Origin of the sequence: Pseudomonas cuatrocienegasensis (assembly GCF_900110925.1) — a bacterium.
In the GTDB taxonomy this organism is placed as follows: domain Bacteria; phylum Pseudomonadota; class Gammaproteobacteria; order Pseudomonadales; family Pseudomonadaceae; genus Aquipseudomonas; species Aquipseudomonas cuatrocienegasensis.
The window spans coordinates 377,598-402,996 of the sequence record NZ_FOFP01000001.1; the positions used below are offsets into that span (position 1 = coordinate 377,598).

At 61.7% G+C, this 25,399-nt stretch carries 23 protein-coding genes and 1 pseudogene; 18 read left to right on the forward strand and 6 right to left on the reverse strand.

Annotation, left to right across the window (positions count from 1 at the left end):
• The first annotated feature begins 63 nt into the window (after positions 1 to 63).
• From BMW49_RS01805 to BMW49_RS01820, 4 genes are all read left to right on the forward strand, one after another.
• Positions 64 to 1,041: an efflux RND transporter periplasmic adaptor subunit gene (locus tag BMW49_RS01805; protein ID WP_167362768.1), complete on the forward strand. Its 978-nt coding sequence runs from the start codon at positions 64 to 66 to the stop codon at positions 1,039 to 1,041.
• A gap of 38 nt (positions 1,042 to 1,079) precedes the next feature.
• Complete coding sequence (locus BMW49_RS01810; RefSeq protein ID WP_167362769.1) at positions 1,080 to 2,123, forward strand: efflux RND transporter periplasmic adaptor subunit; 1,044 nt, start codon at positions 1,080 to 1,082, stop codon at positions 2,121 to 2,123.
• Positions 2,123 to 5,191, forward strand: a complete 3,069-nt coding sequence (locus BMW49_RS01815; protein WP_069516804.1) for an efflux RND transporter permease subunit — start codon at positions 2,123 to 2,125, stop codon at positions 5,189 to 5,191. The genes BMW49_RS01810 and BMW49_RS01815 overlap by 1 nt, the downstream gene beginning before the upstream one ends.
• Positions 5,192 to 5,359: 168 nt before the next feature.
• A complete protein-coding gene (locus tag BMW49_RS01820) occupies positions 5,360 to 6,913 on the forward strand; it encodes a sigma-54-dependent transcriptional regulator (RefSeq protein ID WP_069516803.1) in 1,554 nt (517 codons plus the stop codon).
• 176 nt (positions 6,914 to 7,089) lie between these two features.
• On the opposite strand, the gene BMW49_RS01825 is transcribed toward BMW49_RS01820, so the two are convergent.
• The 3 genes from BMW49_RS01825 to BMW49_RS01835 are packed head-to-tail and all read right to left on the reverse strand — an operon-like array spanning position 7,090 to position 8,800.
• Positions 7,090 to 7,752, reverse strand: coding sequence for a DUF799 domain-containing protein (locus tag BMW49_RS01825; RefSeq protein WP_069516952.1), 663 nt, complete (start codon positions 7,750 to 7,752; stop codon positions 7,090 to 7,092).
• Positions 7,753 to 7,757: 5 nt separating this feature from the next.
• Positions 7,758 to 8,120, reverse strand: a complete 363-nt coding sequence (locus BMW49_RS01830) for a DUF4810 domain-containing protein (RefSeq protein WP_069516802.1) — start codon at positions 8,118 to 8,120, stop codon at positions 7,758 to 7,760.
• Positions 8,121 to 8,131: 11 nt separating this feature from the next.
• Positions 8,132 to 8,800 carry a CsgG/HfaB family protein gene (locus BMW49_RS01835; RefSeq protein WP_069516801.1) on the reverse strand — a complete coding sequence of 223 codons (669 nt, stop codon included), beginning with the start codon at positions 8,798 to 8,800 and terminating at the stop codon, positions 8,132 to 8,134.
• 136 nt (positions 8,801 to 8,936) lie between these two features.
• Here BMW49_RS01835 and BMW49_RS24755 point away from each other — a divergent pair, with 136 nt between their 5' ends.
• Genes BMW49_RS24755 through BMW49_RS01845 form a run of 3 tightly spaced genes read left to right on the forward strand, consistent with a single transcriptional unit; the run spans position 8,937 to position 11,076 of the window.
• Positions 8,937 to 9,095: a hypothetical protein gene (locus BMW49_RS24755; RefSeq protein ID WP_167362770.1), complete on the forward strand. Its 159-nt coding sequence runs from the start codon at positions 8,937 to 8,939 to the stop codon at positions 9,093 to 9,095.
• 35 nt (positions 9,096 to 9,130) lie between these two features.
• Positions 9,131 to 10,204, forward strand: coding sequence for a DUF2157 domain-containing protein (locus BMW49_RS01840; protein WP_069516800.1), 1,074 nt, complete (start codon positions 9,131 to 9,133; stop codon positions 10,202 to 10,204).
• A complete protein-coding gene (locus tag BMW49_RS01845) occupies positions 10,204 to 11,076 on the forward strand; it encodes a DUF4824 family protein (RefSeq protein ID WP_069516799.1) in 873 nt (290 codons plus the stop codon). Before BMW49_RS01840 ends, BMW49_RS01845 begins: the two co-directional genes overlap by 1 nt.
• A gap of 104 nt (positions 11,077 to 11,180) precedes the next feature.
• Here the strand turns inward: BMW49_RS01845 and BMW49_RS01850 are convergent, their stop codons facing one another.
• Complete coding sequence (locus BMW49_RS01850; protein ID WP_069516797.1) at positions 11,181 to 12,092, reverse strand: LysR family transcriptional regulator; 912 nt, start codon at positions 12,090 to 12,092, stop codon at positions 11,181 to 11,183.
• A 228-nt stretch (positions 12,093 to 12,320) separates the two neighbouring features.
• Here BMW49_RS01850 and BMW49_RS01855 point away from each other — a divergent pair, with 228 nt between their 5' ends.
• From BMW49_RS01855 to BMW49_RS01880, 6 genes are all read left to right on the forward strand, one after another.
• On the forward strand, positions 12,321 to 13,148 hold the full coding sequence (locus BMW49_RS01855) for an HTD2 family dehydratase (protein WP_069516796.1): 828 nt from the start codon (positions 12,321 to 12,323) through the stop codon (positions 13,146 to 13,148).
• Positions 13,149 to 13,200: 52 nt separating this feature from the next.
• Positions 13,201 to 14,361 (forward strand): acyl-CoA dehydrogenase family protein, encoded by a 1,161-nt coding sequence (locus BMW49_RS01860; protein WP_069516794.1) that lies wholly within the window; start codon positions 13,201 to 13,203, stop codon positions 14,359 to 14,361.
• Between the two features lie 199 nt (positions 14,362 to 14,560).
• Entirely contained in the window at positions 14,561 to 15,916 is a 1,356-nt protein-coding gene (locus tag BMW49_RS01865; RefSeq protein ID WP_069516793.1) for an MmgE/PrpD family protein, read from the forward strand.
• 112 nt (positions 15,917 to 16,028) lie between these two features.
• On the forward strand, positions 16,029 to 17,228 hold the full coding sequence (locus tag BMW49_RS01870; RefSeq protein ID WP_069516792.1) for a CaiB/BaiF CoA transferase family protein: 1,200 nt from the start codon (positions 16,029 to 16,031) through the stop codon (positions 17,226 to 17,228).
• A 77-nt stretch (positions 17,229 to 17,305) separates the two neighbouring features.
• On the forward strand, positions 17,306 to 18,133 hold the full coding sequence (locus BMW49_RS01875) for an HpcH/HpaI aldolase/citrate lyase family protein (RefSeq protein ID WP_069516791.1): 828 nt from the start codon (positions 17,306 to 17,308) through the stop codon (positions 18,131 to 18,133).
• A gap of 73 nt (positions 18,134 to 18,206) precedes the next feature.
• Positions 18,207 to 19,202 carry a TRAP transporter substrate-binding protein gene (locus BMW49_RS01880; RefSeq protein WP_069516790.1) on the forward strand — a complete coding sequence of 332 codons (996 nt, stop codon included), beginning with the start codon at positions 18,207 to 18,209 and terminating at the stop codon, positions 19,200 to 19,202.
• Positions 19,203 to 19,398: 196 nt separating this feature from the next.
• Here BMW49_RS01880 and BMW49_RS01885 read toward each other — a convergent pair whose 3' ends face one another.
• Positions 19,399 to 20,334, reverse strand: a complete 936-nt coding sequence (locus BMW49_RS01885; protein WP_069516789.1) for a hydroxymethylglutaryl-CoA lyase — start codon at positions 20,332 to 20,334, stop codon at positions 19,399 to 19,401.
• Between the two features lie 132 nt (positions 20,335 to 20,466).
• A complete protein-coding gene (locus BMW49_RS01890) occupies positions 20,467 to 21,669 on the reverse strand; it encodes a CaiB/BaiF CoA transferase family protein (protein ID WP_069516788.1) in 1,203 nt (400 codons plus the stop codon).
• A gap of 168 nt (positions 21,670 to 21,837) precedes the next feature.
• On the opposite strand from BMW49_RS01890, the pseudogene BMW49_RS24415 reads away from it, so the two are divergent.
• The 5 genes and pseudogenes from BMW49_RS24415 to BMW49_RS01915 all read left to right on the forward strand — a co-directional run.
• Positions 21,838 to 21,933 (forward strand): annotated as a pseudogene (locus BMW49_RS24415) (LysR family transcriptional regulator); the annotation flags it as partial.
• A gap of 611 nt (positions 21,934 to 22,544) precedes the next feature.
• The gene (locus BMW49_RS01900; protein WP_244168296.1) at positions 22,545 to 23,222 is read left to right on the forward strand and encodes a GntR family transcriptional regulator; all 678 of its coding nucleotides are present in this window, start codon (positions 22,545 to 22,547) and stop codon (positions 23,220 to 23,222) included.
• 31 nt (positions 23,223 to 23,253) lie between these two features.
• Complete coding sequence (locus tag BMW49_RS01905) at positions 23,254 to 24,246, forward strand: class I SAM-dependent methyltransferase (RefSeq protein ID WP_069516785.1); 993 nt, start codon at positions 23,254 to 23,256, stop codon at positions 24,244 to 24,246.
• 62 nt (positions 24,247 to 24,308) lie between these two features.
• A complete protein-coding gene (locus BMW49_RS01910) occupies positions 24,309 to 25,109 on the forward strand; it encodes a hypothetical protein (protein ID WP_069516784.1) in 801 nt (266 codons plus the stop codon).
• A gap of 56 nt (positions 25,110 to 25,165) precedes the next feature.
• Positions 25,166 to 25,396 carry an acyl carrier protein gene (locus BMW49_RS01915; protein ID WP_069516783.1) on the forward strand — a complete coding sequence of 77 codons (231 nt, stop codon included), beginning with the start codon at positions 25,166 to 25,168 and terminating at the stop codon, positions 25,394 to 25,396.
• Positions 25,397 to 25,399: the final 3 nt, after the last annotated feature.

Sequence of the window (25,399 nt, forward strand, 5' to 3'; positions counted from 1 at the left end):
TGTACAGCGCCTGCGTCGCCAGAAAGGCCGCTGCCGCGGGTCGCCGTGCAGGTCGTTGGCTATATGCCTGATACACCGAGCACCTTGCTGACCGGCGATATCCAGGCCCGCTTTGTCAGCGAGCTTTCGTTTCGCAGCTCAGGAAAGGTGTCGGCGTTTTTTGTCGATAGTGGCGATGAAGTAACAGCTGGGCAGGTCCTGGCCCGTCTGGACCCGGTTGAGCAACAGGCTGCCCTGGATATCAGCAATGTGGAAGTTGAGGCATTGGACGCCCGTGTGAAGCTGGCGCGTGCTGATTATCGGCGACAGCAACGTCTGATGCCCAAGGGCTATACCAACCGCAATGATTATGAGCGGGCGCATGCTGCCTTGCAGAGTGCCGAGGCTGAGTTGATGACCGCCAGGGCGCGACGTCAGGTGGTCAGTGATGGTTTGCAAGACGCAGCTCTGGTGGCTGTGGCCGATGGCCTTATTGTGGCGCGGAGTATTGAGCCAGGGGAGGTGGTTCAGGCAGGCCAATCGGTACTGTCCCTGGCCCATGCAGGCGCCCGGGATGCAGTTTTCGACCTGTACGAAGGGATGCCTGCGATGGCCGGCGTCGGAGCCCCCATAAGGCTACATGCCCTGGGCGACCCTGGGCATGAGGTCGAAGGGCATGTGCGTGAGATCGCCCCGATGGTGTCTGCCGACTCTGGCACGTTGCGCATGCGTTTGACCCTGCCGGCAGAGACGCCCGCATGGCCCCTGGGCAGTACAGTGGTGGCGCGCCTGCCGGTGCCGACAGAGGCGATCGTGAGCCTGCCATGGCCCGCGCTGACCCGTGATGGGGATCTGCCGGCCGTCTGGCGTCTCGATGATCAGCAACGGGCGCGGCTGACAGTGGTTGAAGTTGTCCGCTTTGAAGCCGGGCGGGTTCTGCTGGCCTCTGGTTTGGCGCAAGGGGATCGCGTCGTGGCCCGTGGCGGGCAACTGCTCTACCCCGGACAGGCGGTGGAGGTCGCCAGCCTGAGCGCGGCGCAGCAGGGAAGCGCGACCGAATGAGGCACAGACATCATTACCTTGTCCTGATGACTTGCCTGTTGCTCAGTGCCTGTTTCGATGAGCCGCTGCCGACTTCGCCTGGGCGTCCGGTCCTGTACATCGAGGTGGGCGCTGAGGCGGTGGGTGTGACCGAGCGTTTCACCGGGGTTGTGCAGCCGCGTCATCAGTTGGTAGCGGCGTTTCGCCAAGGCGGACGTTTGGCCAGCCGGCAGGTAGAGGTGGGCCAGCAGGTGCACAAGGGTGATTTGCTGGCGAGCCTGGAGCTGAGCGATCAGCAGAACGATGTGCGCAGCAGCCAGTGGAATGTCAGCCGCACAGAGGTGCTTTGGCGCAATGCCCGTGATGAGGCTGCGCGCTATCAGGGCCTGCATGCGCAGGGTGTGGGTAGCTTGGCCCGCCTCGAACAGCTCTCCAGCGAGTTGCGCGTGCGTGCAGCTGCATTGCAGCAGGCACGGATCGAATTAGGTCAGGCCAGGGAGCGCTTGCAACAGGCACGCATAGAGGCCGACCTGGAGGGCGTTGTCACCGCCTGGCACGCCGAGGTCGGCCAGGTCCTCGCGGCGGGTACGCCGGTGGTGAGCCTGGCGCGGCTGGATAGCCTGGAAATCTGGGTCGACTTGCCTGCCGAGTGGCTGACACAGGCGCAGAAGGACGCAGGGCTGCCGCGTATCCGTGTGACCTCGATGCTCGATGCGGCGCAGAGCACGTGGGCCGAGATTCGTCAGGTCGATCCGATGCTGGATGTCGCGACACGGATGCGCCGCGTTCGGTTGTCGGCAGCGCAGCTGCCTGAGCGTTTTCGCCTGGGCAGCATGGTCGCTGTGGAGCTCGTGTCTGCGCCGCAGGTGAATGAGCCGAGCGTGCCGGCATCGGCACTGTGGAGCGATAAAGGGCAGGATTTTGTCTGGCTGATCGAGGCGCACAGCGCACGTGTGCGTGCTCAGCGGGTCGAGGTGCTGGAGCGCTCCGCGGACTGGGTACGGTTGCGTGGTGGCCTGCAGCCTGGCGACCGGGTGGTGAGCGCGGGGGTGCATGCTTTGCAGGAAGGACAGTGGGTAGCTTTGGATAAGCGGGGCAGTTGATGGTGGAGCGATTCAACCTGTCGGGCTGGGCGCTGCGGCATCGCACGCTGGTCTGGTACAGCATGCTGGTCACCCTGTTGATGGGTGCCTATGCCTATCTGGAGCTGGGGCGTGAGGAGGACCCCTCGTTTGCGATCAAGACCATGGTCATCCAGGCACGTTGGCCCGGGGCGAATCTGCAGGAAACCCTGCAGCAGGTCACTGATCGCCTCGAAAAGAAGCTGGAGGAGGTCGATGCCCTGGACTATGTCCGCAGCTACACCGTGGCGGGTGAGTCCACGTTGTTCGTCTTTCTCAAGAGTGAAACGCCGGCACGCGAGATTCCTGCGGCCTGGTACCTGGTGCGCAAGAAAATGCTGGATGTGCGCGGCGAGTTGCCGAGCGATGTGCAAGGGCCGGCGTTCAATGATGAGTTTGGCGATGTCTTCGGCAGCATTTATGCCCTGACCGGTGACGGGCTGTCCCTGCGCCAGTTACGTGACTATGCCGAGCAGATGCGCATTGGCCTCAAGGGTGTGCCCGGGCTGGGCAAGTTCGAGATGCTCGGCAGTCAGCGTGAAGTCATTTACCTGGATTTTTCCATTCGCAAGCTGGCTGCGCTGGGGATTGATCTCCGCCAGGTCATCCAGAGCTTGCAGGAGCAAAATGCCGTCACGCCAGCCGGGCTTGTCGAGGCGGGTGAAGAGCGCATCGTGGTGCAAGCCAGCGGACCTTTTCAGGATGAGCAGGACCTGCGGGCGGTCAGCCTGAGGTTTGGTGATCGCCTGCTGCGCCTGAGTGATCTGGCGAGTATCGAGCGCAGTTATGCGGAGCCGCCCGCGTCGCTGTTCCGCTTCAATGGCCAACCCGCAATTGGTCTGGCAGTGGCCATGCAGGCGGGGGGCAATATTCAGTTGTTTGGTGAGCGCTTGCAGCAGCGCGTTGATGAGTTGACCCAGACCCTGCCGTTAGGGATCGATGTGCACCTGGTCTCCAGCCAGGCGGAGGTGGTGGACCAGGCCATCGGCACCTTCACCCGTGCGCTGTTCGAAGCGGTGTTGATCGTGCTGTTGGTGAGCTTTCTCAGCCTGGGCATGCGCGCTGGCTTGGTAGTGGCCTGCTCCATTCCCCTGGTGCTGGCGATGGTCTTCCTGTTCATGTCTTACAGCGGTATCACCCTGCAGCGCATCTCCCTGGGTGCGTTGATTATTGCCCTGGGGTTGCTGGTGGACGATGCGATGATCACGGTGGAGATGATGATCAAGCGCATCGAAGTGGGCGACAGCCTGTCGAAGGCAGCGACTTATGCCTACACCTCGACCGCTTTTCCGATGCTGACCGGCACCCTGGTGACGGTTGCCGGTTTTGTGCCTATTGGGCTCAACGCAAGCTCGGCCGGGGAGTACGTGTTCACCATGTTCGCGGTGATCGCGGTGGCGCTGCTGTTGTCCTGGCTGGTCGCTGTGGTGTTCGCGCCACTGCTGGGTGTCTACCTGCTCAAGCGTCCTAGCGAGCCTGTGGTGGAGTCGAGCAGCCGCTGGATGCGGGTATTTAGCACCTGGTTGGCGCTGGCGCTGCGCCACCGCAACTGGACCATCGGCCTGACGCTCTTGGCGTTCGCGGTCTCGATCTGGGCCACCAGCCTGTTGCAGAAGCAGTTCTTCCCCGATTCGGACCGCCCGGAAATACTGGTGGATTTTCACCTGCCTCAGCATGGCTCGATCAGTGCCACGCGTGAGGCGATGGACCGCTTCGAGCGCAGCCTGCAAGACGACCCCGACGTGCTGCGCTGGAGCTCTTATGTCGGCAAGGGCGCGGTGCGTTTCTACTTGCCGCTCGATCAGCAGTTGAGCCACCCGTTTTATGGGCAGGTGGTGATTGTCAGCCGCGGTGGTGAGGCGCGTGAGCGGCTGATCACACGGCTCAGAGCGCTCTTGCGAGAGGACTTCGTAGGGATCGGGGCCTATGTGCAGCCATTGAACATGGGGCCGCCAGTGGGATGGCCGATCCAGTACCGGGTCAGCGGTCCCGATCTGCATGAGGTGCGCCGGCAGGCCATGAGCCTGGCGGCGATCATCGATGCCAATGCCAATATTGGCCAGGTTATCTATGACTGGAATGAGCCCGGCAAGGTCCTGCGCATCGATATCGCGCAGGACAAAGCGCGGCAATTCGGCCTGTCCTCCCAGGATATCGCGCAGATCCTCAACAGCGTGGTCTCCGGCTCAAGCATTACCCAGGTCCGCGACGGTATCTACCTGGTCGATGTCGTTGCGCGGGCGCAGGCCGAGGAGCGGCAGTCGCCGGAGCTGCTTGGCAGTTTGCAGATTCCGTCTTCTCGCACGGGTGAATCGATTCCGCTTCTGGCATTCGCCACTATTCGCTATGAGCAGGAACAGCCATTAGTCTGGCGGCGTGACCGGCTACCGACTATTACGCTAAAAGCGAATATCGTCGCAAATTTACAACCTGATGCACTCGTTGAGGAATTGCATCCCGCCATAGAGGTCTTCAAGGAGCAGTTGCCACCCCGCTATAGCGTCACGGTGGGTGGTGCCGTAGAGGCGAGTGCTCGCTCTCAGGAGCCTATCCTGCGCGTGGTGCCCTGGATGCTGCTATTGATTGTGACCTTCCTGATGATCCAGTTGCAGAATGTGAAGCAGGTTTTGTTGGTGTTAAGTGTGGCGCCCTTGGGGCTGATTGGCGTCGTGGCAGCCTTGTTGTTGACCGGTTCGCCACTTGGTTTTGTGGCGATACTGGGGGTGTTGGCCCTGATCGGTATCATCATTCGCAACTCCGTGATCCTGGTCAGTCAGATCGAGGCATTCCGGCAGGCCGGGGACGAGTTAACAGCCGCAGTGGTCAAGGCAACCGAGCATCGATGCCGGCCGATTTTGCTGACCGCGGCCGCGGCGAGCCTGGGCATGATCCCCATCGCGCGGGAGGCATTCTGGGGCCCGATGGCTTACGCAATGATTGGCGGCATCGTGGTTGCCACGGTTTTAACCTTGTTCTTTTTGCCGGCGCTGTACCTCGCTTGCCACGTACATGCAGGCGACAGGCCGCGTGAAGTGGGCACACGTATTTGAATAAGAGGCGGGCTGGAGAGTCGCTCGCACGATAGCCATGAGATGCCCCATTGAAGCAGGGGGCGTCCTCTGACATAAGGACATAGGCCACGATGGCGACACATTATATGACCGGCAGGGTGCGATTGGCGTGCCAGATTCCGGCGGTACATCGTATTGGGGTACTGCATGCGCCTTAAGGTTCACTGCCAGAATCGCGTTGGCATTCTGCGCGATATCCTCGACCTGCTGGTCGACTACGGTATCAACGTTGCCCGTGGTGAGGTGGGGGGCGAGCAGGGCAACGCCATTTACCTGCACTGCCCAAATCTGATCAACCTGCAGTTTCAGGCGCTCAAGCCCAAGTTCGTCGGTATTGCCGGAGTATTCGAGGTCAAACGGGTGGGCCTGATGCCCAGCGAGCGACGTAATCTGGAGCTGAATGCTTTGCTCGGCGCGCTGGATTTTCCCGTGCTGTCGATCGACATGGGCGGCTCGATCGTCGCCGCCAATCGCAGCGCCGCGCAGCTATTGGGCGTGCGGGTAGATGAGGTGCCAGGCATTGCCCTGTCGCGCTACGCCGAAGACTTCGATTTGCCGGAATTGGTGCGTGCCAACAAGTCGCGGATCAATGGTTTACGGGTGAAGGTCAAGGGCGATGTGTTTCTCGCCGATATCGCGCCGCTGCAAACCGAGCATGACGAAAGCGATGCCCTGGCGGGGGCGGTATTGACCCTGCACCGTGCCGACCGCGTCGGTGAGCGCATTTATAACGTGCGCAAACAGGAGCTGCGCGGTTTCGACAGCATCTTCCAGAGTTCCAAAGTGATGGCTGCCGTAGTGCGCGAAGCACGGCGTATGGCGCCGCTGGATGCGCCGCTGCTGATCGAGGGTGAGACTGGCACCGGCAAGGAGTTACTCGCGCGCGCCTGCCACCTGGCCAGCCCGCGTGGGCAGTCGCCGTTTATGGCGCTGAACTGCGCCGGATTGCCGGAATCCATGGCTGAGACCGAGCTGTTCGGTTACGGCCCCGGTGCCTTCGAAGGTGCACGCCCAGAGGGCAAACTCGGCCTGCTGGAGCTGACCGCCGGTGGCACGCTGTTTCTCGATGGCGTTGGCGAAATGAGCCCACGCATGCAGGCCAAGCTACTGCGCTTTCTGCAGGATGGCTGCTTCCGTCGGGTAGGCAGTGATGAAGAGGTGTACCTGGATGTGCGGGTGATCTGCGCGACCCAGGTGGATTTGTCCGAACTGTGCGGCAAAGGCGAATTCCGCCAGGATCTCTATCACCGTCTCAATGTGCTCAGCCTGCATATTCCGCCGCTGCGCGAGTGCCTGGACGGCCTGGCGCCGCTGGTCGAGCACTTTCTCGACCAGGCCAGTCGGCAAATTGGCTGCCCGCTACCCAAACTGGCACCGCCGGTGCTGGACAAGCTCAGTCACTACCACTGGCCGGGTAACGTGCGCCAGCTGGAGAACGTGCTGTTCCAGGCGGTGTCGCTGTGCGACGGGGGGACCGTCAAGCTCGAACATATTCGCTTGCCGGACTATGGTGCGCCGCAACCGCTGGGCGAATTCTCGGTGGAGGGCGGGCTGGATGAGATTCTCGGGCGTTTCGAGAAGGTCGTGTTGGAGCGTCTCTACCACGAGCATCCAAGCAGTCGACAATTGGGCAAGCGCCTCGGTGTGTCACACACCACCATCGCCAACAAGCTGCGCCAGCATGGCTTGGGCAAGGAGTAGGCGAGGCATCTGCGAGCGTAGTGGCGTCGTACGCATTCTGGGCTGGTGCGCATGGCGCACCCTACGTCAGGCTTGCAAAGACCTAGATAAGGTACCTGCCCCGTAGGGTGCGCCGCGCGCACCAATATCTCTATGCCTGCCAGGAGGACTCGGCTGAGGTTTGGCTGTGCGGTGCTTTAGCGTGCGCTGATCGGCCGCGCTCTTGGGCCTGGCAGAATGCCATTGACCGGGTTGCTGGTCAGTAGGCGTTGACTGGCGATGCCGGCGATCTCGTGACCACGGTCGCTCAGGGTGTTGATCACTTGATTGACCAGGGCGGTGACCAGTATGCCCGCCAGACCACCGCCGCTATTTTGCTGCTGCTCCGCGGAGCTGGCGCGGGCGACGCCTTTCCACAGCTCCTTACCACTGCGCAGATCGACCAGTGTCGCGGTGGCGGTGACCGCCACTTCGCTGCTGATGATCTTGTAGCTGCTGCCGTATTCCGTTACGTCGATATACAGCACGGTGTCGGCTGCAAAAATCTCGTAGAGCTTGTTCGGCGAGACGTCGCGGATTTCCTCGGCATTCATCAGGCCGTTCTGCTTGAAGGTCTCGTCGACCACGGCCACGGGCAGGACGTAGTAGCCAGCCTCGCTAAGGGGCAGGGTGATATGCGAGTAAACGCTGTAAGACGCTTTGACATCAGGTGATTTGTTAACGGGTGGCAACACCAGGATGGAGGCCGGGTTGCTTTCCTTGAAGGCACTGTAGTCATAGGGCTGCTGCGTGGCACAACCGGCCAGCAGTACAACTAATACCAGTGCAGCGAGTGTTCTGAAGGAATGTGGGAAGGTCATGTCGATCACTTGGCAAATTTACGCATGAGGAAGTCCATGTACTGAGCGGACTCAGGGAACATGGCCTTCTCGGTCTCGAATTGCTGACGTACCTGGTCGGGCTTGCCGATTTCCGCATAGAGCATGCCCAGATGAGCATGAAAGCCGGGCGGCAAGGTACGGTCTGCGGCACGGGCTTTTTGCGCGCTCTCTTCAAGGGCGGCAATCTGTTCTTCGGCGCTGCTGGTGTTCTCGAAGCGCTGATACACCTGTTGCTGATAGCCATCCCAGTAATAGAGCGGCTGGGGTGGTGTCACGCAGCCGGTCAGGGTGGCAGCAGCGATAAGGGCAAGGAGCACAAGTGCAGTACGGGTAACGTTCATGATCATTTTCTCCGTGCTTACTTGACCGGCCGCCAGGCGCCGCTGTCGACACCGTTGACCAGGTTGTTCACGGCTTCACGAATCGCCAGATCCAGGACCTTGCCGTTGAGCGTCGAGTCGTAACTGGCCGTGCCGCCAAAGCCGATGATTTCCCGGTTCGACAGGCTGTACTCACCGGCGCCCTGGGCGGAATAGACCACTTCGGAGGTCGAGACATCGACGATGTTGAGGTTGACCTTGGCGTAGGCAATTTGCTGTTTGCCGCGCCCGAGGATGCCAAACAGTTGATGGTCACCCACCTCCTTGCGGCCAAACTCGGTCACGTCGCCAGTGACCACGAAAGTGGCGCCTTTGACCTGCTGAGCCTGCTTGGAGAAACCCGACTCCTGTTGCAGTTCGGTCAGGTTGTCACGGTCGAGCACATTGAAGCGGTTGGATTGCTGCAAGTGGGTAATCAGGATGGTTTTGGCTTGCCCGCCAAGACGGTCGACGCCGTCGCTGAAGATGCCGCGCATATAGCTGGAGCGATTATCGAACTTGCCGACGGAAATCGGGCTACGCGGGCCGCTGTAAGGGCTGTTGGCGGTCGTGACTTTGGCGACTTCCAGGGTGCGGGACTGCTCAGTGGCGCAGCCGCTGAGCAGTGCAAGCACACCTGCCAGGCTGGCGATAATGATCTTGTTCATACGGATCTCGTTGAAAAGTAGGCAGGGCAAAACCTGCGAGGGGCAGGGAGCTGCCAAACACATTCATAGGGCATCAGCGCATGGAAGGAATTGTCGCGACCTGCTTGGCGCGAGGGTGACCTACAGAAGTCTGTCCATGACATTTAAAGCCGAGAGAGTGGTGCTGGGGCGTCCTGCGCTGGCGATTCTAGTGATCGGCAAGGCGTTTTGCCAGCATTGGTGGGTAGTTGATTTCAGCTATTGTGATGGAGTTCCTGTGGCGCGTGTCGATGTACCGCTCCACTTTTACCGCTAGAGTGTGGCACGCAGTCAACCCCAGCAAGGAATGCCATGCCAGCGATGAACCGCAGTGATGCCCAGCAGCGCGCCGATGACATCAGTGTGTTCAACCGCGAGCTGAAGCGCCTGGAGACGGAGCAGGTACTGAGCCTGAGTGATGAGCAGTACAGCCGTCTGCACAGTTATCAGGAGCGATTGCTTAACAGCTACCTGGCTGCCTTCGATATCGATCACGACAGCCAGGCCCGGCAGTTGTCGCTGGGCATGCGGGTTGCGTCTTTTCTGGGGGCGCTGGCGCTGGCAGCCAGTGTGTTCTTTCTGTTCTACCAATTCTGGGGGTTGTTCGGTTCGCTGAGCCAGGTGGCGATTCTATTGTCGGCAAGCATCGCGTCCTTCGGCCTGACGCTGTCGGTGCGGCGCCTGGACCGCTCGGGGTACTTCAGCAAGCTGGCGGCTTTACTGGCTTTTACCTGCTTTGTCCTGAACATCAGCATGCTCGGGCAAATCTTCAATATCGCGCCGTCCAACCATGCGTTGCTGGTCTGGGCGCTTTACGCGTTGCTGCTGGCCTATGCCTGTCATGCGCGTCTGCTGCTGGCCGCGGGGCTCGCTTGTTTGCTGGCTTTCGCCGCGGCGCAGATCGGCAACTGGCAAGGGATCTACTGGCTGGGTTTCGCCGAGCGCCCAGAAAACTTTATGGTGCCGGCCGTGCTGATCTTCCTATTGCCGCTACTCGTCGATCAGCGCCGCTTCGAGGGCTTTGCCATGACCTACCGGGTGTTCGGCCTGCTCGGCGTGTTCGTTCCGGTATTTTGGCTGGCGCATTGGGGAGAGGGCAGTTACCTGGCGTACTCGACCGAGTCCATCGAGTTGGCCTACCAGTTTGCCGGGTTCAGCCTGGGCGCCCTGGTGATCTGGCTGGGGATACGCCGTGAATGGCCGGAGGTAGTGAACACGGCGCTGAGTTTCTTGGTGCTGTTGCTCTATAGCCGGTTGTTCGACTGGTGGTGGGAGAGCATGCCCAAATCCCTGTTCTTCCTGCTGCTGGGCCTGGGGGCGGTGCTGATTCTGCTGGTACTGCGTCGTTTGCGCGGCCGTCATGGCCTGCTCGGAGGCCGCCCCTGATGAGCCGTTACCTGATCGCTGGCCTGGCGTTGATCGGGCTGACCAATGCTGTCGTGCTGGCAGGCGTGGTATGGAATCGGCAGCCACCGCTCGACAGTCGCCTGCACCTCTCAGAGCGTGAGCTGGGGACCACTGCGACCTATTGGCACGAGGACAACAGTGGCCTGGCGCTGCGCCTGAATTACCGCTGGCCCAGCCGGGTAAACGATGACCTGCGCTACCTGCCGATCAGCGCCGAGAAGATGAGCGAACTGGGTTTCGAGGTTCCGCAAACGCTGACCGAGCAGAGCGTGCGGCGCTACCGCCGTCAGTTGTCGCGTGATGCCGTGCTGGTGCTGGAGCTCAATGGCCCCGCCTATGAACACGAGGTGGCGTTGGCGCGCACCGCCCATGCCGAGGCATTGCGCCTGCAAAAAGCCGTTCCCGACAGTGAAAAACTGCAAAATGCGCGGGTGAGCGCCGCTAATGCTCTTGAGTATGAAATTCAACGGGCCAGTCGCCTGCTGGTGGTCGATGTCGGGCTGGATCCGCAGGTACTGCGGGCGCGTTACCCGGATCGCCAGCGCTATGCCCTGGTCCACGCTGTTGTGCAGGTGCAGAGCAATAATGTGGCCGCTGAGTCGACGGATCTTTCGCAACCCTCACGCTGGACCTGGCACCTGGGCGGCACGGCCTCCGCACCGGGCATGCAGCGCCTCAACCTGCCGCAGCACTGGCATGCCACCTTCGCCAGCCTGCCAGTGCAGGAGGGCGCGTCTGGCATCGACTATTCGAGCCGTTACAAGCGCTTTAGTGCCGACCTTGCCTTCGGCCGGCGCCTGGAGCCCTGGTTTGTCGAGTTCACCGGACCTGTTACGACCAAGGTGCAATAGCCCGTCGTATTAGCAGCGATGCACAGTGGGGTTATTCAACCCTGCGTGGATTGGATGCAAGCGTTTCTCTACTCGGTTATACGAGTGTTCGAGCAAGCGACTCCTTAGTGAGTCGCTTTTTTTTCGTCTGCCGGTTGGGGCAGCAGGGTATCGATCAAGGCGCGTACGCTGCCGGGCAGGGCATCCAGCTCGCGTACCAGCATGCTGCGCTCGCGTACCGCCCAGACTTCATCCAGTTGCAGGGTCACCAGTTGCATGGTGCGACTGTGCCGCCGCGCTGCGGACTCGGGGATGATGCCAATGCCGACGCCCGCTTCGATCATTCGGCAGATCGCCTCGAAGCTCGATACCTGGATACGCAGCGCCAGGTTACCGCCGAGCTTTTCCACCTGCTCACGCAGAAAGCTCAGTAGGGTGCTGCCTTCGTGCAGGCCGATATGCGGGTAGGCGAGGGTGTCGCTGAAACTCACCAATTGCCGTTGCGCCAGTGGGTGGCCCAGGGGTACGGCCAGCACCAGGCGGTCGGTGCTGAAGTGCAGCACTTGCAGGCCCGGCGCCTGTACCGGGCCGGCGATGATGCCCAGGTCGGCGGCGCCATCGAGCACGCCACGCACGATGTCGCGGCTGAGGCGCTCTTGCAGGTCAACGGTGACGCCGGGGCGCTGGGCGAGAAAACCGGCCAGCACCTCGGGGAGAAACTCGGTCACCGCCGTGGTGTTGGCGAAGATGCGGATATGCCCGGCAGCATCGGTGCCGTATTCGGTGAACTCGCTTTTCAGGTAATCGACCTGACGCATGATCAGCCGTGCGTGTTGCAGCAAGCGTTGCCCAGCAGGGGTCAACTCGACGCCACGGCTGTCGCGGTACAGCAGCCGGCTGCCGAGCTGGCTTTCCAGTGCCTTGATCCGCGCGCTGGCGGCGGCCGGCGAGAGAAACGCCTTGCGCGCGCCCTGGGTCAGGCTGGGCGACTCGGCGATATGGATAAACAGGCGCAGGTCGGGGAGGTCGAAGTGCATGGTGGTCTCGGTGGCGGCTTAGAAACCCTGGAGGGCCGGGTGGCGATCCGCTTTAGCCATGACAGCTCGCGTCATGATGAAAAGCTCGCGGCTAAAGCCCCTCCTACGGTGGAGTCATTGTGCGGTGTTCAGCATAGCCGAACGCCGGTTTAGATAAACACAGATTCTCTGAACGCAAGCGGCGTCGCATGCTCCCGCTCACACAAGAACCGAGCTGGAACCTGCCCCATGAGTGATTCTGCTTTTTCCGCCTGGATCGGTCGTCGTGAAGAGGCCCACGACCTGCTCAGCCGCAACCTGGTAACGCGCATTGCTGCCACCCTCGGCGTGGCCACACCAGCCCAGGGCGAGGCGCTGCCACCGCTGTGGCACTGGGCGTTTTTTCAGGAGCCCATCGCCGAGAGTGGGCTGGGCGAGGATGGTCACCCGGCGCGCGGGGGCTTTCTGCCGCCGGCCGATAACCGCAACCGCATGTGGGCCGGTGGCCGCATCGAATTTATCCAGCCGTTGCGTGTGGGCGGCGAAGCCAGCCGGGTGTCGACCATCAAGCACATCGAGGAAAAGCACGGCCGCACTGGTGCGCTGCTGTTTGTCACCGTGCAGCACGACTACCTGCAGGACGGCCAACTGGCGATCCGCGAGGAGCAGGACATCGTCTACCGCGAGCCCAGCCCACCCAAGGCCAGCAGCGGTGAACCGCTGATGGCCGGCGATTGGCGCGAGGCCGTGACGCCATCCAGCACCCTGCTGTTCCGTTACAGCGCGGTGACCTTCAACGGCCACCGCATCCATTACGACTGGCCCTACGTCACTGACACCGAAGGCTATGCCGGCCTGGTGGTGCATGGCCCGCTGATCGCCACGCTCAACCTGCGCGCCTTCTGCCGCGCCAACCCGCACGCACGCCTGCGGCGCTTTGCCTACCGTGGCCTGCGGCCACTGGTTTCACCACAGCCGTTCGAGGTCGGCGGACGCATTAGCGCTGTCGGCCAGGCCGAGCTGTGGGCGGGTAATGAGATGGGCCTGGCGCAACGCGCCGAGGTGCAATTCGACTGATTCCGTGTGTCCCGGATGCTTGGGGACGCCCTGCCAGATGTGAGGAAAACCGATGGACTATAACAACGACGAACTGAATGCCATCCGCGAGGGCGTGCGTGCGCTGTGCGCCGAGTTTCCGGCCGAGTACTGGCGCAAGCTCGATGAGCAGAAGGGCTTCCCGGAAGCCTTCGTGGCCGCAATGACCGAAGCCGGCTGGCTGTCGGCAATGATTCCGGAAGAATACGGCGGCTCCGGCCTGGGTCTGGCTGAGGCCTCGGTGATCCTCGAAGAGGTGAACCGTTGCGGCGGCAACTCCGGCACCATCCATGGGCAGATGTACAACATGTTCACCCTGCTGCGTAACGGCAGCGATGAACAGAAAAGTTATTACCTGCCGAAACTGGCCAGCGGCGAGCTGCGCCTGCAGTCCATGGGCGTCACCGAACCCACCACCGGCACCGACACCACCAAGATCAAGACCACCGCCGTGCGCCGTGGCGACAAATACGTGATTAACGGCCAGAAGGTGTGGATCTCGCGCGTCCAGCATTCCGACCTGATGATCCTGCTGGCGCGTACCACGCCGCTCGCCGAGGTAAAGAAAAAGTCCGAGGGCATGTCGATCTTCCTGGTCGATCTGCGTGAGGCCATCGGCAACGGCCTGACCGTGCAGCCGATCGCCAACATGGTCAACCACGAGACCAACGAGCTGTTCTTCGACAACCTGGAAATCCCTGCCAGCAGCCTGATCGGCGAAGAGGGCAAGGGCTTCCGCTATATCCTCGATGGCCTGAATGCCGAGCGCACGCTGATTGCCGCCGAGTGTATCGGCGATGGTCGCTGGTTTATCGAAAAAGCCAGTGCCTACGCCCGCGACCGCGTGGTGTTCGGCCGGCCGATCGGGCAGAACCAGGGCGTGCAGTTCCCCATCGCCAAGGCGCATATCGAAGTCGAGGCTGCCGATCTGATGCGCTGGCGTGCCTGTGAGCAGTACGACCGCGGCGAGAACGCCGGGGCCAGCGCCAACATGGCCAAGTACCTGGCGGCAGAAGCCTCCTGGGCCGCCGCCAACGCTTGCCTGCAGACCCACGGCGGTTTCGGTTTCGCCAATGAATACGACGTCGAGCGCAAGTTTCGCGAGACCCGCCTGTACCAGGTCGCGCCGATCTCCACCAACCTGATCATGTCCTATGTGGCCGAGCATTTGCTCGAGCTGCCGCGTAGTTTCTGAGGAGCCTGCTTATGAACTGCTGCGCGTCGGCCATGCTGCGTTGTAACCGATCTGGGTCGCCAGCCCGGTCGAATGCTCATTTACAACTCGTAAACTCGGGTGCGAGCCCAGTCCGTTCCTCGCCCGCTTACGCGGGGCCGCCATCGGTATTGCCTGGCTCTAGCTCGCGAGTTCATAAGCAGACTCCTGGGAGCTGCTTATGAGCATCAATACCCAACAGCTCGCCGAATTTCTCGCTGAACTCAATTACGAGCAGATCCCCGAACACGTACTGGATCGCACCGAAGACCTGTTCCTCGACTGGCTCGGTTCGGCCCTGGCCAGTGAAGGCGCACGACCGATTCCACTGTTCGAAGCCTATGCGCAGAAGATGGGCCCGGCCGATGGGCCGGCGCGCATCCTGGTCAATGGTCGCGGCACCTCGGCGTACTTCGCTGCGCTGGTCAACGGCGCGTCCTCCCATCTGGTGGAGCAGGACGACCTGCACAACAGTTCGGTGCTGCACCCGGCCACGGTTGTGTTCCCGGCTGCTTTGGCGGCGGCGCAGGATCTCGGCAAGTCCGGCCGTGAGCTGTTGCTGGCGTCGGTGGCCGGCTACGAGGCGGGCATTCGCATCGGTGAATTCCTCGGCCGTTCGCACTACCGCATCTTCCACACCACGGCCACGGTCGGCACGCTTGCGGCAGCGGTGGCGGTGGGCAAGCTGCTGAACTTCAACCAGCAGCAGTTCGTTCACCTGCTCGGCAATGCCGGCACCCAGGCCGCCGGGCTCTGGGAGTTCCTCCGTGATGCCGCCGATTCCAAGCAACTGCACACTGCCAAGGCCGCAGCCGATGGCCTGCTGGCGGCGTATTTCACCGAGCAGGGCCTGACTGGCGCGCAGAACATCCTCGAAGGTGAGCAGGGCATGGCCGCCGGCATGTCCAGCGATGCCAACCCGAGCAAGCTGTCGGATCGCCTCGGCAGTCGCTGGGCGCTGGCGGAAACCTCGTTCAAGTTTTACGCCTCCTGCCGTCATACCCATCCGGCCGCTGATGCGCTGCTGGATCTGATGCAGCGCGAAGGTCTGCGCCATGGCGAGATCAAGCAGGTGATCACCCACGTGCACCAGGGCGCCATCGATGTGCTCGGCCGTGTGCTGGTGCCGCAGACCGTGCACCAGGCGAAGTTTTCCATGGGCACGGTGCTGGGCCTGATCGCCGTGCACGGTAAGGCGCAGCTCACCGAGTTCGAGAACCTGTCGCTTACCGATGCTGACGTTGCTGCATTCAGAGACAAAGTCAGCATGCGCCTCGACCCTGAAGTGGACGGCGCCTACCCCGCGCGCTGGCTGGGCCGGGTCGAGGTGATCACCACGGATGGCCGCACCCTGCGTGGCGCCATCGACGAGCCCAAGGGCGATCCGGGTAACAGCCTCAATCGCAGCGAGCTGGAAGACAAGTTTCGTCGCCTGCTGGCCTTTGCTGGCAAGCGCAGTAGTGATGAGGCTGGCGTGCTGATCGAGCGGGTTTGGCGCCTGCGCGAGACCGATGACCTGAGCAATCTAATTCTGTAGGAGCGGATTTATCCGCGAAAACGTTAAACCAACCCGCACACGTGCAGCGCCTGGCACATCGCATTCGCGGATGAATCCGCTCCTACACGCTTGCGTACATGAGGTTTTTGAAATGACTCACGTAACCCCCCGGCCACTGGATGGCATCACCGTGGTCAGCCTGGAACACGCCATTGCTGCGCCGTTCTGTACCCGTCAGCTCGCCGACCTGGGTGCGCGGGTGATCAAGGTGGAGCGCCCCGGCAGTGGCGACTTCGCCCGTGGTTACGACGAGCGGGTCAATGGCCTGGCCTCGCATTTCGTCTGGACCAACCGCTCCAAGGAAAGCCTGACCCTCGACCTCAAGCAGAACGAAGCCACACAGGTGCTCGACAGCCTGCTGGCCGACGCCGATGTGCTGGTGCAGAACCTCGCGCCCGGCGCTGCCGCGCGTATGGGGCTGTCATTCGAGGCGCTGCACGAACGCTTTCCCAAACTGATCGTTTGCGACATCTCCGGCTACGGCGAGGGCGGCCCCTATGAGCAGAAAAAGGCCTACGACCTGCTGATCCAGAGCGAGGGCGGTTTCCTCTCCGTCACCGGCGGTGCGGGCGAAGAAGAGATGGCCAAGGCCGGCTGCTCCATCGCCGATATCGCCGCCGGCATGTACGCCTACACCGGTGTGCTCTCGGCGCTGATGCTGCGTGGCAAGACCGGGGTCGGCAGCCGCGTCGATGTGTCGATGCTGGAGAGCCTGGTGGAGTGGATGGGCTACCCGCTGTACTACGCCTATGAAGGTGCCGCGCCGCCACCGCGTGCGGGTGCGGCGCACTCGACCATCTATCCCTACGGCCCGTTTCCCGCTGGCGACGGCGGCACGGTGATGCTCGGCCTGCAGAACGAGCGCGAATGGGCGGCATTCTGCGACAAGGTAATGCAGCAGCCCGCGCTGGCGGGTGATGAGCGCTTTAGCGCCAACTCCAAACGCTCGGCCAACCGCACTGAGCTGCGCGCCATCATCGTCGACGCCTTCTCGCGCATGAGCGCGACGCAGGTGATCGAGCGCCTGGAGCAGGCGCAGATCGCCAGCGCCCAGGTCAACGACATGGCTGGTGTCTGGGCCCATCCACAACTCAAGGCGCGGCAACGCTGGGTCGAGGTCGACAGCCCGGCAGGCCCGCTGCCGGCATTGTTGCCGCCAGGGCGCAACAGCGCCTTCGTGCCGCGTATGGATGCCGTGCCTGCTCTAGGCGAGCACACCGATGCGCTGCTCGCCGAGCTGGGTTATGCCGCTGGTGATATTCAGCGCTTGCGCGAGCATGGGGCGATCTGATTTCGCCTATGTAGGGTGCGCGGCGCGCACCGATAAATCCAAGAGCCGGTGCGCATGGCGCACCCTACGGGAAATGTATGCAGCCACAGATCATTCGCAGTGCCCTGTTTGTGCCGGCCAGTCGCCCGGAGCGTATTCCCAAGGCGCTCGCCGTTGGGGCTGATGCGGTTATCGTCGATCTGGAAGACGCCGTACAGGAAAGCCTCAAGGTCGAGGCGCGGGCCAATCTCGATGCCTTTCTGAGCGCTAACCCTGATGCGCGTCTACTGGTGCGGATCAACGCCCCTGAGCATGCCGGGCATGGCGCTGATATCGCGTTGTGCGCCCGCCATGCTGGCGTTGTCGCGGTGCTGCTACCCAAGGTGGAGAGCGCTGCCCAGGTGGTGCTCGTGGCTGCTTGCGGCAAGCCGGTGTGGCCGATCATCGAGAGTGCGGCGGGGTTGCTGGCGCTGGCGGAAATCGCCCGCGCCGACGGTGTCGAAAGGCTGTCCTTCGGCGCCCTGGATCTGGGCCTGGACCTGGGTTTGAGCATCGGCAGCGCGGCAGCTGAACGCATCCTCGACCAGGCCCGTTACGCCCTGCTGCTGCACTCGCGCACGGCGCATCTGGCGGCGCCACTGGACAGCGTATTCCCGGCCATCGAAGACCACGACGGCCTTGCCCGCACCGCGCGCGACGCCCGCGACATGGGTTTCGACGGCCTGCTGTGCATCCACCCAAGCCAAGTCGAGGTCGTCCATGGCGCATTGCGCCCCGCGGATGAGGAACTGGCCTGGGCGCGGCGGGTGATGGCCGCCGCTAGCAGCGGTGCAGGGGTGTTCGTGGTCGACGGCCAGATGGTCGATGCCCCGGTGCTTGGCCGCGCCCGTCGCCTGTTGCAACGCGCCGCAGAGCCGCCTGCCTGAAACCGACCAGCCGCTGTGCGCGGCTGATCACTCCCACCCACGTACCTACCAACAAAAACAATGAGGTCACGTCATGTTCACACTCACCGCCAAGGTGCTCACCTGCGCCGCCATTCTCACCTGCACCAGCCTGGCCCAGGCTGCTGAAAACCCGATCATCATCAAGTTCGCCCATGTGGTTGCCGACAACACGCCCAAGGGGCAGGGCGCACTGCTGTTCAAGCAGCTCGCCGAAGAACGCCTGCCAGGGCGGGTCAAGGTCGAGGTCTACCCCAACTCCTCGCTGTTCGGCGATGGCAAGGAAATGGAGGCCCTGCTGATCGGCGATGTGCAACTGCTGGCACCGTCGCTGGCCAAATTCGAGCAGTACGCCAAACCGGTACAGATCTTCGACCTGCCGTTTCTGTTCGACAATATGGCCGCGGTCGACCGCTTCCAGAACGGCCCGGCCGGACGCGGCCTGCTGACCTCGATGGAAAACAAGAACATCACTGGCCTGGCTTACTGGCATAACGGCTTGAAGGTGATGTCCGCCAACAAGCCGCTGCGCGAGCCGGCCGATGCCCGCGGCCTGAAGTTCCGCGTGCAGGCCTCGGCGGTGCTGGAGGAGCAGTTCAAGGCGGTACGTGCCAACCCGCGCAAGATGAGCTTCGCCGAGGTTTATCAGGGCCTGCAGACCGGCGTGGTCAACGGCACCGAGAACACCTGGTCGAACTACTACAGCCAGAAGGTGCACGAGGTGCAGAAGTACATGACCGAATCCGACCATGGCTTGATCGACTATATGGTGATCACCAACACCCAGTTCTGGAAGGGCCTGCCGGATGACGTGCGTGCAGAGTTGGAGGCGATCATGGCTGAGGTCACGGTCGAGGTGAACAAACAGGCCGATGAGCTGAACCGCACCGCCAAGCAGGACATCGCCAAGGCCGGCACCACCGAGATTATCGAGCTGACTCCGCAGCAGCGTGCCGAATGGCGTGAAGCGATGCGCCCGGTGTGGGAGAAGTTCGAGAAGGAAATTGGCGCCGAGCTGATCCAGGCGGCGGAGAAGGCCAATCAGGGCTGAGTGCTTACCCTGATATGAAAACGCCCGGTGCTTACACCGGGCGTTTTTTGTCGCGGCTAAAGCCCCTCCCACAGTATTGCAAGGGCGCCTTTTGGGTAGGCGATGGGGTATGGCTAAAGCCGCATGCCGTTCAGCCCTCCCTCAGGCCAGCGCTGTCCTGTGGGAGGGGCTTTAGCCGCGACTTGGCAGCCGAGCCTCAGAGCCCGGCCTCCTGCATCCACTTCGGTTTGGGATAACGGCGGTCCGACTTTCCCGCCTTGAGAATCGCGCCCGGCACATCGTGGCCAAGGAGGCCGGGCAGGGTGGTGGCGGCGTCGAGCAGGGCGTTGAGGTCGACGCCGGTGTCCAGGCCCATGCGTTGGAACATGTGCACCAGGTCTTCGGTGCAGATATTGCCGCTGGCGCCCGGTGCGTAGGGGCAGCCGCCGAGGCCGCCGAGGGAGGCGTCGAAACGCTTGATGCCGGCATTCAGCGCCGCCAAGGCATTGGCCAGGCCCATGCCACGGGTGTTGTGAAAGTGGGCGGTGAACACCGCCTCGGGCCAGCGTTGCAGCGCCTCGCGGCAGATGCGTTCGACCTGCGCCGGATCGGCCATGCCGGTGGTGTCGCACAGGGTCACGCCCTGTACGCCGATGTCGAGCAGGCGCTGGATCAGCTCGTACACACGGCTGTCCGCAACCTCGCCCTCGAACGGGCAGCCGAAGGTGGTCGACAGCGAGGCGTTGATAAACACGCCGCTGCCCCGGCTGACCTCGATGATCTCGGCGAACTGCCGCAGCGACTGCTCCGGCGTCATACGCAGGTTGGCCAGGCCGTGGCTGTCGCTGGCTGACATCACCAGGTTGATCTCGTCCACCGCGCACGACAGGGCGCGCTCGCAGCCCTTCACGTTGGGCACCAGCACCGTGTACTCGACGCCCGCCACACGCTGGATGCCGCGCATCACCTCTTCGGCATCGCGCAGGTTGGGGATGGCCTTGGGCGAGGTGAAGGAGGTCACCTCGATCTTCGCCAGACCGGTGTGAGAAAGGCGGTCGATCAGGGCGATCTTGTCGGCGGTCGGCACGAAGGCCGCTTCGATCTGGAAGCCGTCGCGGGTGGCGACGTCCTGGATATAGAGGCGTTTGCTCATTAGCGGTGTGTCCTGTTGTTTTGGCGAGCCCAAGGGCGGTGGACAAGCTTCGCGTTGTCCACCCTACTCGGATCTACGTGTTTCAGTCGCGTAGGGTGGATGACGCTTTATCCATCCACCGCTTGCCACGGTTCAGATGATTCCGCGCTCGCGCAGCCCTGCGACCTGTTCTTCGCTCAGGCCAAGCCCGGCGAGAATGTCGGTGTTGTGTTCGCCCAGTTGCGGGCCGCCGGTGCCGATACGCCCTGGCGTGCGGCTGAGCTTGGGCAGTACGCCCGGCACCTTGAGCGGGCCGGCGCTGGTCTGCACCTGCTCGATCATCCGCCGCGCCAGGTAGTGCGGGTCCTGCACGATGTCGGCGGCGGTGTAGGGGTAGCCGGCCGGCACGCGCGCGCCCTTGAGCGCTTCGATCACCTCATCGCGGCCGCGCTGGGCGGTCCATTCGCCGATGGCACCGTCGATCAGTTCGGCGTGCTCGCTGCGGCCGTCGTTCTGCGCCAGGCGCGGGTCATTGCCCAGGTCATCGCGGCCGATCAGGCTCATCAGGCGTTTGTAGATGCTGTCGCCATTGCCGGCGATCAGCACGTAGCTGCCGTCATTACACGGGTAGGAGTTGGACGGGGTGATGCCGGGCAGGGCGCTGCCGGCCGGCTCGCGGATATAGCCGAAGGCGTCGTACTCGGGGATCAGGCTTTCCATCATGGCGAACACCGACTCGTACAGCGCCACGTCGATCTCCTGGCCTTCGCCGCTGCGCTGGCGCTCCTGCAGGGCCAGCAACACACCGATCACGCCGTACAGCGACGACAGCGAGTCGCCGATACTGATGCCGACACGCACCGGCGCCTGGCCGGGGTAGCCGGAGAGATGGCGCAGGCCGCCCATGGCTTCGCCGATCACGCCAAAACCGGGCAGGTCGCGGTAAGGGCCGGTCTGTCCGTAACCGGAGATGCGCAGCATGATCAGCCGCGGGTTGAGCGCCTTCAGCGCTTCATAGCCCAGGCCCCAACCTTCCAGGGTGCCGGGGCGAAAGTTCTCCACCAGCACGTCGGCTTCGGTGACCAGCTGGCGGACGATGTCCTGGGCTTCTGGCTCTTTCAGGTTCAGGGTCAGCGAGCGTTTGTTGCGCGACTGCACGTGCCACCAGAGCGAGGTGCCGTCCTTGATCTTGCGCCATTTGCGCAGCGGGTCGCCAACGCCCGGCGGCTCGATCTTGATCACATCGGCGCCGAACTCGCCAAGCAGTTTGCTGGCGAAGGGGCCGGCAATCAGTTGACCCATCTCGATCACCTTGAGGCCCTGCAGGGCCATGTTGCCTGTGTTGTTGTCCGTCATGGCTGCACCTGATTTGCCTGTGCGTTTCTCGTGGTGCGCAGGATGGCGCAGTGGCGCGGTGCCGACAATTGCCCGATGGCCAAGCTAGGCTTCGCGTATCGCGAAGTGGCATGCTGTAAATCAGGTTTCTGGCAGCTTCACTTCGCCAGGCACGAAATGGAGACCTTCATGCGCCGCATCGATTTCGTCACCCTCAAACTGTTCGTCGCCATCGCCGACGAGCGCGAGCACCTGGCCCTGGCGGCGGTGAGCAAACGTGTCAGCATGCCGATCTCCGGCCCGACGATCAGCGGGTAGACCTCAACCGTCAGCACTTGGCCAATGACCGCAGGATCTCCACCAGCAGAATTGCCGACGACAAGCAGGTGGGTATTTTCTCGATACAGCGGACAATCTTGGCCACCACGGCCAGTGCCAGTATCAACGCTCCCGATATGCAAAAAGTATCCAGTGCCTCATCAAACCTGCCCAACAGCTAAACATAGCTGAGCAAAATTGCCGGACCAAGCGTCGATCAGGCAAAGGCATAGGGTTCTCTTGTCGCCAGGGAGTCCCCGATCCTCATCACCCCCTGGAACAGACACAGCAGCGTTAGGTAGGTCGTTGCGCCCACGTTATAAAAAACCTGCAAGATAAAAACGTACTGATAAAGCCGATCAGTGCGGCACTAGCGCCCGTTGCTGACCAGGCTCCACCAGTCGCTGGGTACTTGCCACTCGCGCCGCCGCTCTTACTCAAAGTACTCATGCCGCCACCTCGCTCGTCGGATTCGTGACGAAAGGAAAGGGCCAGTCTTGCATTTTAAAAAACTCGGTGATATATCCAATATCCATTGGATATTGGATATTGGATATGTTTTTCAGTAGTAGTGAGAAGTGGATTTGAAAAGCAAACTGCTTAGTGACCTTGGAGAGATTCAACACAGGACTGCCAGCGAGCAGATTGAACAAGTGTTAAAGCAGGCGATTCTGGAGGGTCGTCTTCCGCCGGGGGAGGTCCTACGTCAGGAAGAACTGGCGCAAACCTTTAGCGTCAGCCGGATGCCGGTTCGCGAGGCCCTGAAGAAGCTGGAAGCGCAAGCACTGGTGGACTTCGTACCCTACAAGGGCGCGATCGTGACGCAGATTTCCAAAGCGGATGGCCTCGATAACTACGCCATCCGCCTGGCACTGGAACCGGCCGCCATACGGTATTCGATTCCCTTTTTGACGAGTGACGATCTGCGGCTGGCCAGGGACTTGATCCAGCAAATGCATTGTGAAACGGAAATAGACCAACTAGGTGTATTGAACAAGCGTTTTCATATGTGCCTGTACGGCAAAACGCCCCATGCCAAGTTGCTGCAACTGGTGGAGAAGCAGTTGTCGGTTGAGGATCGGTATTTGCGCTTTCACTTGTCTGCCATGGGGCGCGAGCACATGTCACAAGATGAACACCTAGCGATGGTTGAGGCTGCAACCCGTCAGGATCTTGATCGTGCCGAAGCGTTGGTGCGTAAGCATTTGATTAAAGCAGCCATTGCACTGGAAAACTTTTTCGACCGAAAAACCTGAGCACACGCTCATCAGCATACGGAGGTGGATCATGGCCCAGGTCATGTCAGCAACAGCAATTGACTCTGCGCAAAACCTGGCTGGCAAATCGATTTTCTTGGAGATGGGGGCACGCCTTGGGGTCGTCGAGCTGCTCATGCAGGGCGAGCCATTCGATGCCGAGCACGTGGTACGCATCAGCGGTGCCAAAAAGTACTTCATCGATTCCTACCTGACGGCCCTGTGCAAACTGGGACTGGCGACCGAAGGTCCGCACCCCGGCCACTATACTGGCACCGCCGAGTTGTCGGTGGCGGTCAACAACTGCGGTTACCTGCTCTGGGCGTTACAGTCATGTGCACCGCTGATTGAGCACCCGGTGCAGTTCGCCAACGACTTGCCCGGTTCGATTGATACCTACGTACGCAACGGCGAACACGTGGCAAGGACTTCCAAGTGGATGGGGGCGACCGACTTTTATCCCCACGCTGAAAAGGAAATCCTGAAGGCCAACCCGAAAAAAATCATCGACTTCGGCTCCGGCACCTGCGGGTTATTGATCCGCCTGCTGGAGCAACTGCCTCATGCCACCGCCATTGGCATTGACCTGAGCGCCAGCGCTTGTGAGAAGGCCTGGGAAATCATCAAGGGCAAAGGCCTGATCCAGCGAATCCAGGTGATTCACGCGCCGGTGGAAAGCCTGACCACAGACCCGAGCCTACTCAAGGATGTCGACGTGATCCACGCCGGCTTCGTCTTCCACGACCTCAATCCCACCCAGAGCCAAGTCCTGCCGAGTTTGCTGGCTGCCATCAAGGCTGCCTCGCCTCAGGCAAAACTGGTGATCGCCGACGCCATTCCCGATGACGCGCCTTGGGAAAACAACGCCTACTCGCTGGCATTCACGTTTCTGCACACCCACTTCATGGACCGTAAATTCCCGACGGAAGACGGCTGGCGCGCGCTCCTTGAAAAAGCCGGGTTCAGCGACGTGACTATCAGCAAACCCGGCCTTTCCGGCAGCCGCCTGATCGTCGGTCACTAGAGCACCACCCACCTCAAGCAGTAAGAAATCCTATGCAGTAACCATTCAGCGGGAGATCTATCATGCGTATAGAAAATCTTGTGGAGCGCGTCAAAAACCATCGTTGCTATAGCCATCCCATTTTCCAGAACTGGGCGCGAGTCAACCCTGGCACCGAGGCCATCGGTGCCCTGTTCCACCATATCCGCAGTTTTTGCGATGCCACCCGCCCGGGCTGGAACCTGCCCCAGGGCTTGAAGCAGATCGGCCTTTCCACAGAAAGTCACCTGCTCCAGGAGATCGTCGACAGCGAGGAAAACCACGGTCCTGAACTGGCCATGATGGCCGGGCATATCATCAATCGCTCGGTGCCCGGCAAGCCGGTTTTCGACGACCTGACCGACCAGATCCACATCGAGTCCATGCTCAAGAGCTGCTCCGACGAACTGCTCGGCCAGTTGCCTGGGTATGACTTCAGCACCGGTCTGATGCCCCAGACCAAAAAAGCAATCCAGACCTTCGACACGCGCAAATCCACGGCTGTCCAGGACGTCTATAAAAGCCTAGGCACGGCCCTGGCTCTGGAGATCATCTCCAACCGCCAACTGATACCTGGCGAAAAGGCCTGTCTGATCGACAGCGGCCTGTACCGTACCAGTTTCGACGAACCGGCGATGCATTACTTGGTGGAGCATTACGGCGAAACCGGCGCCGAATGCCAGCATGAACAAAACGCCATCAAGGCGGTGGGTTCAGTGCTCAACACCGACAACAGTGCAGCGATCGTTCAGGGCGCCGATGACTTCCTCAATAACCTTGAAGCCCTGTGGGACCTGCTTGATGCCACTTTGCTGCAGGCCGAGGGCGACCGCGTCGCGGCGTGAACCTTACCGACGGGCCGGGCAACCGGCCTCCTTAATGACAACGAGGCAGGTAGACCATGAGCTCACCAAAACTCGACAAGATCTTCGAAGCCATCTTCCAGCGTCCGGTGGGCGACGATGAAGACATCTTCGACCTGGGCGCCAATTCCCTCACTGCGATCCAACTGATCGGCCAGGTCAACGAAGCGTTTGGCGCCAACATCAACATGGAGCAGTTTTTCCGCATGCCCTGCAAACAAACGGTTCTTGCGCAGTTGCAAGCCACCCACTCAGCACATACGGCCTGAGAG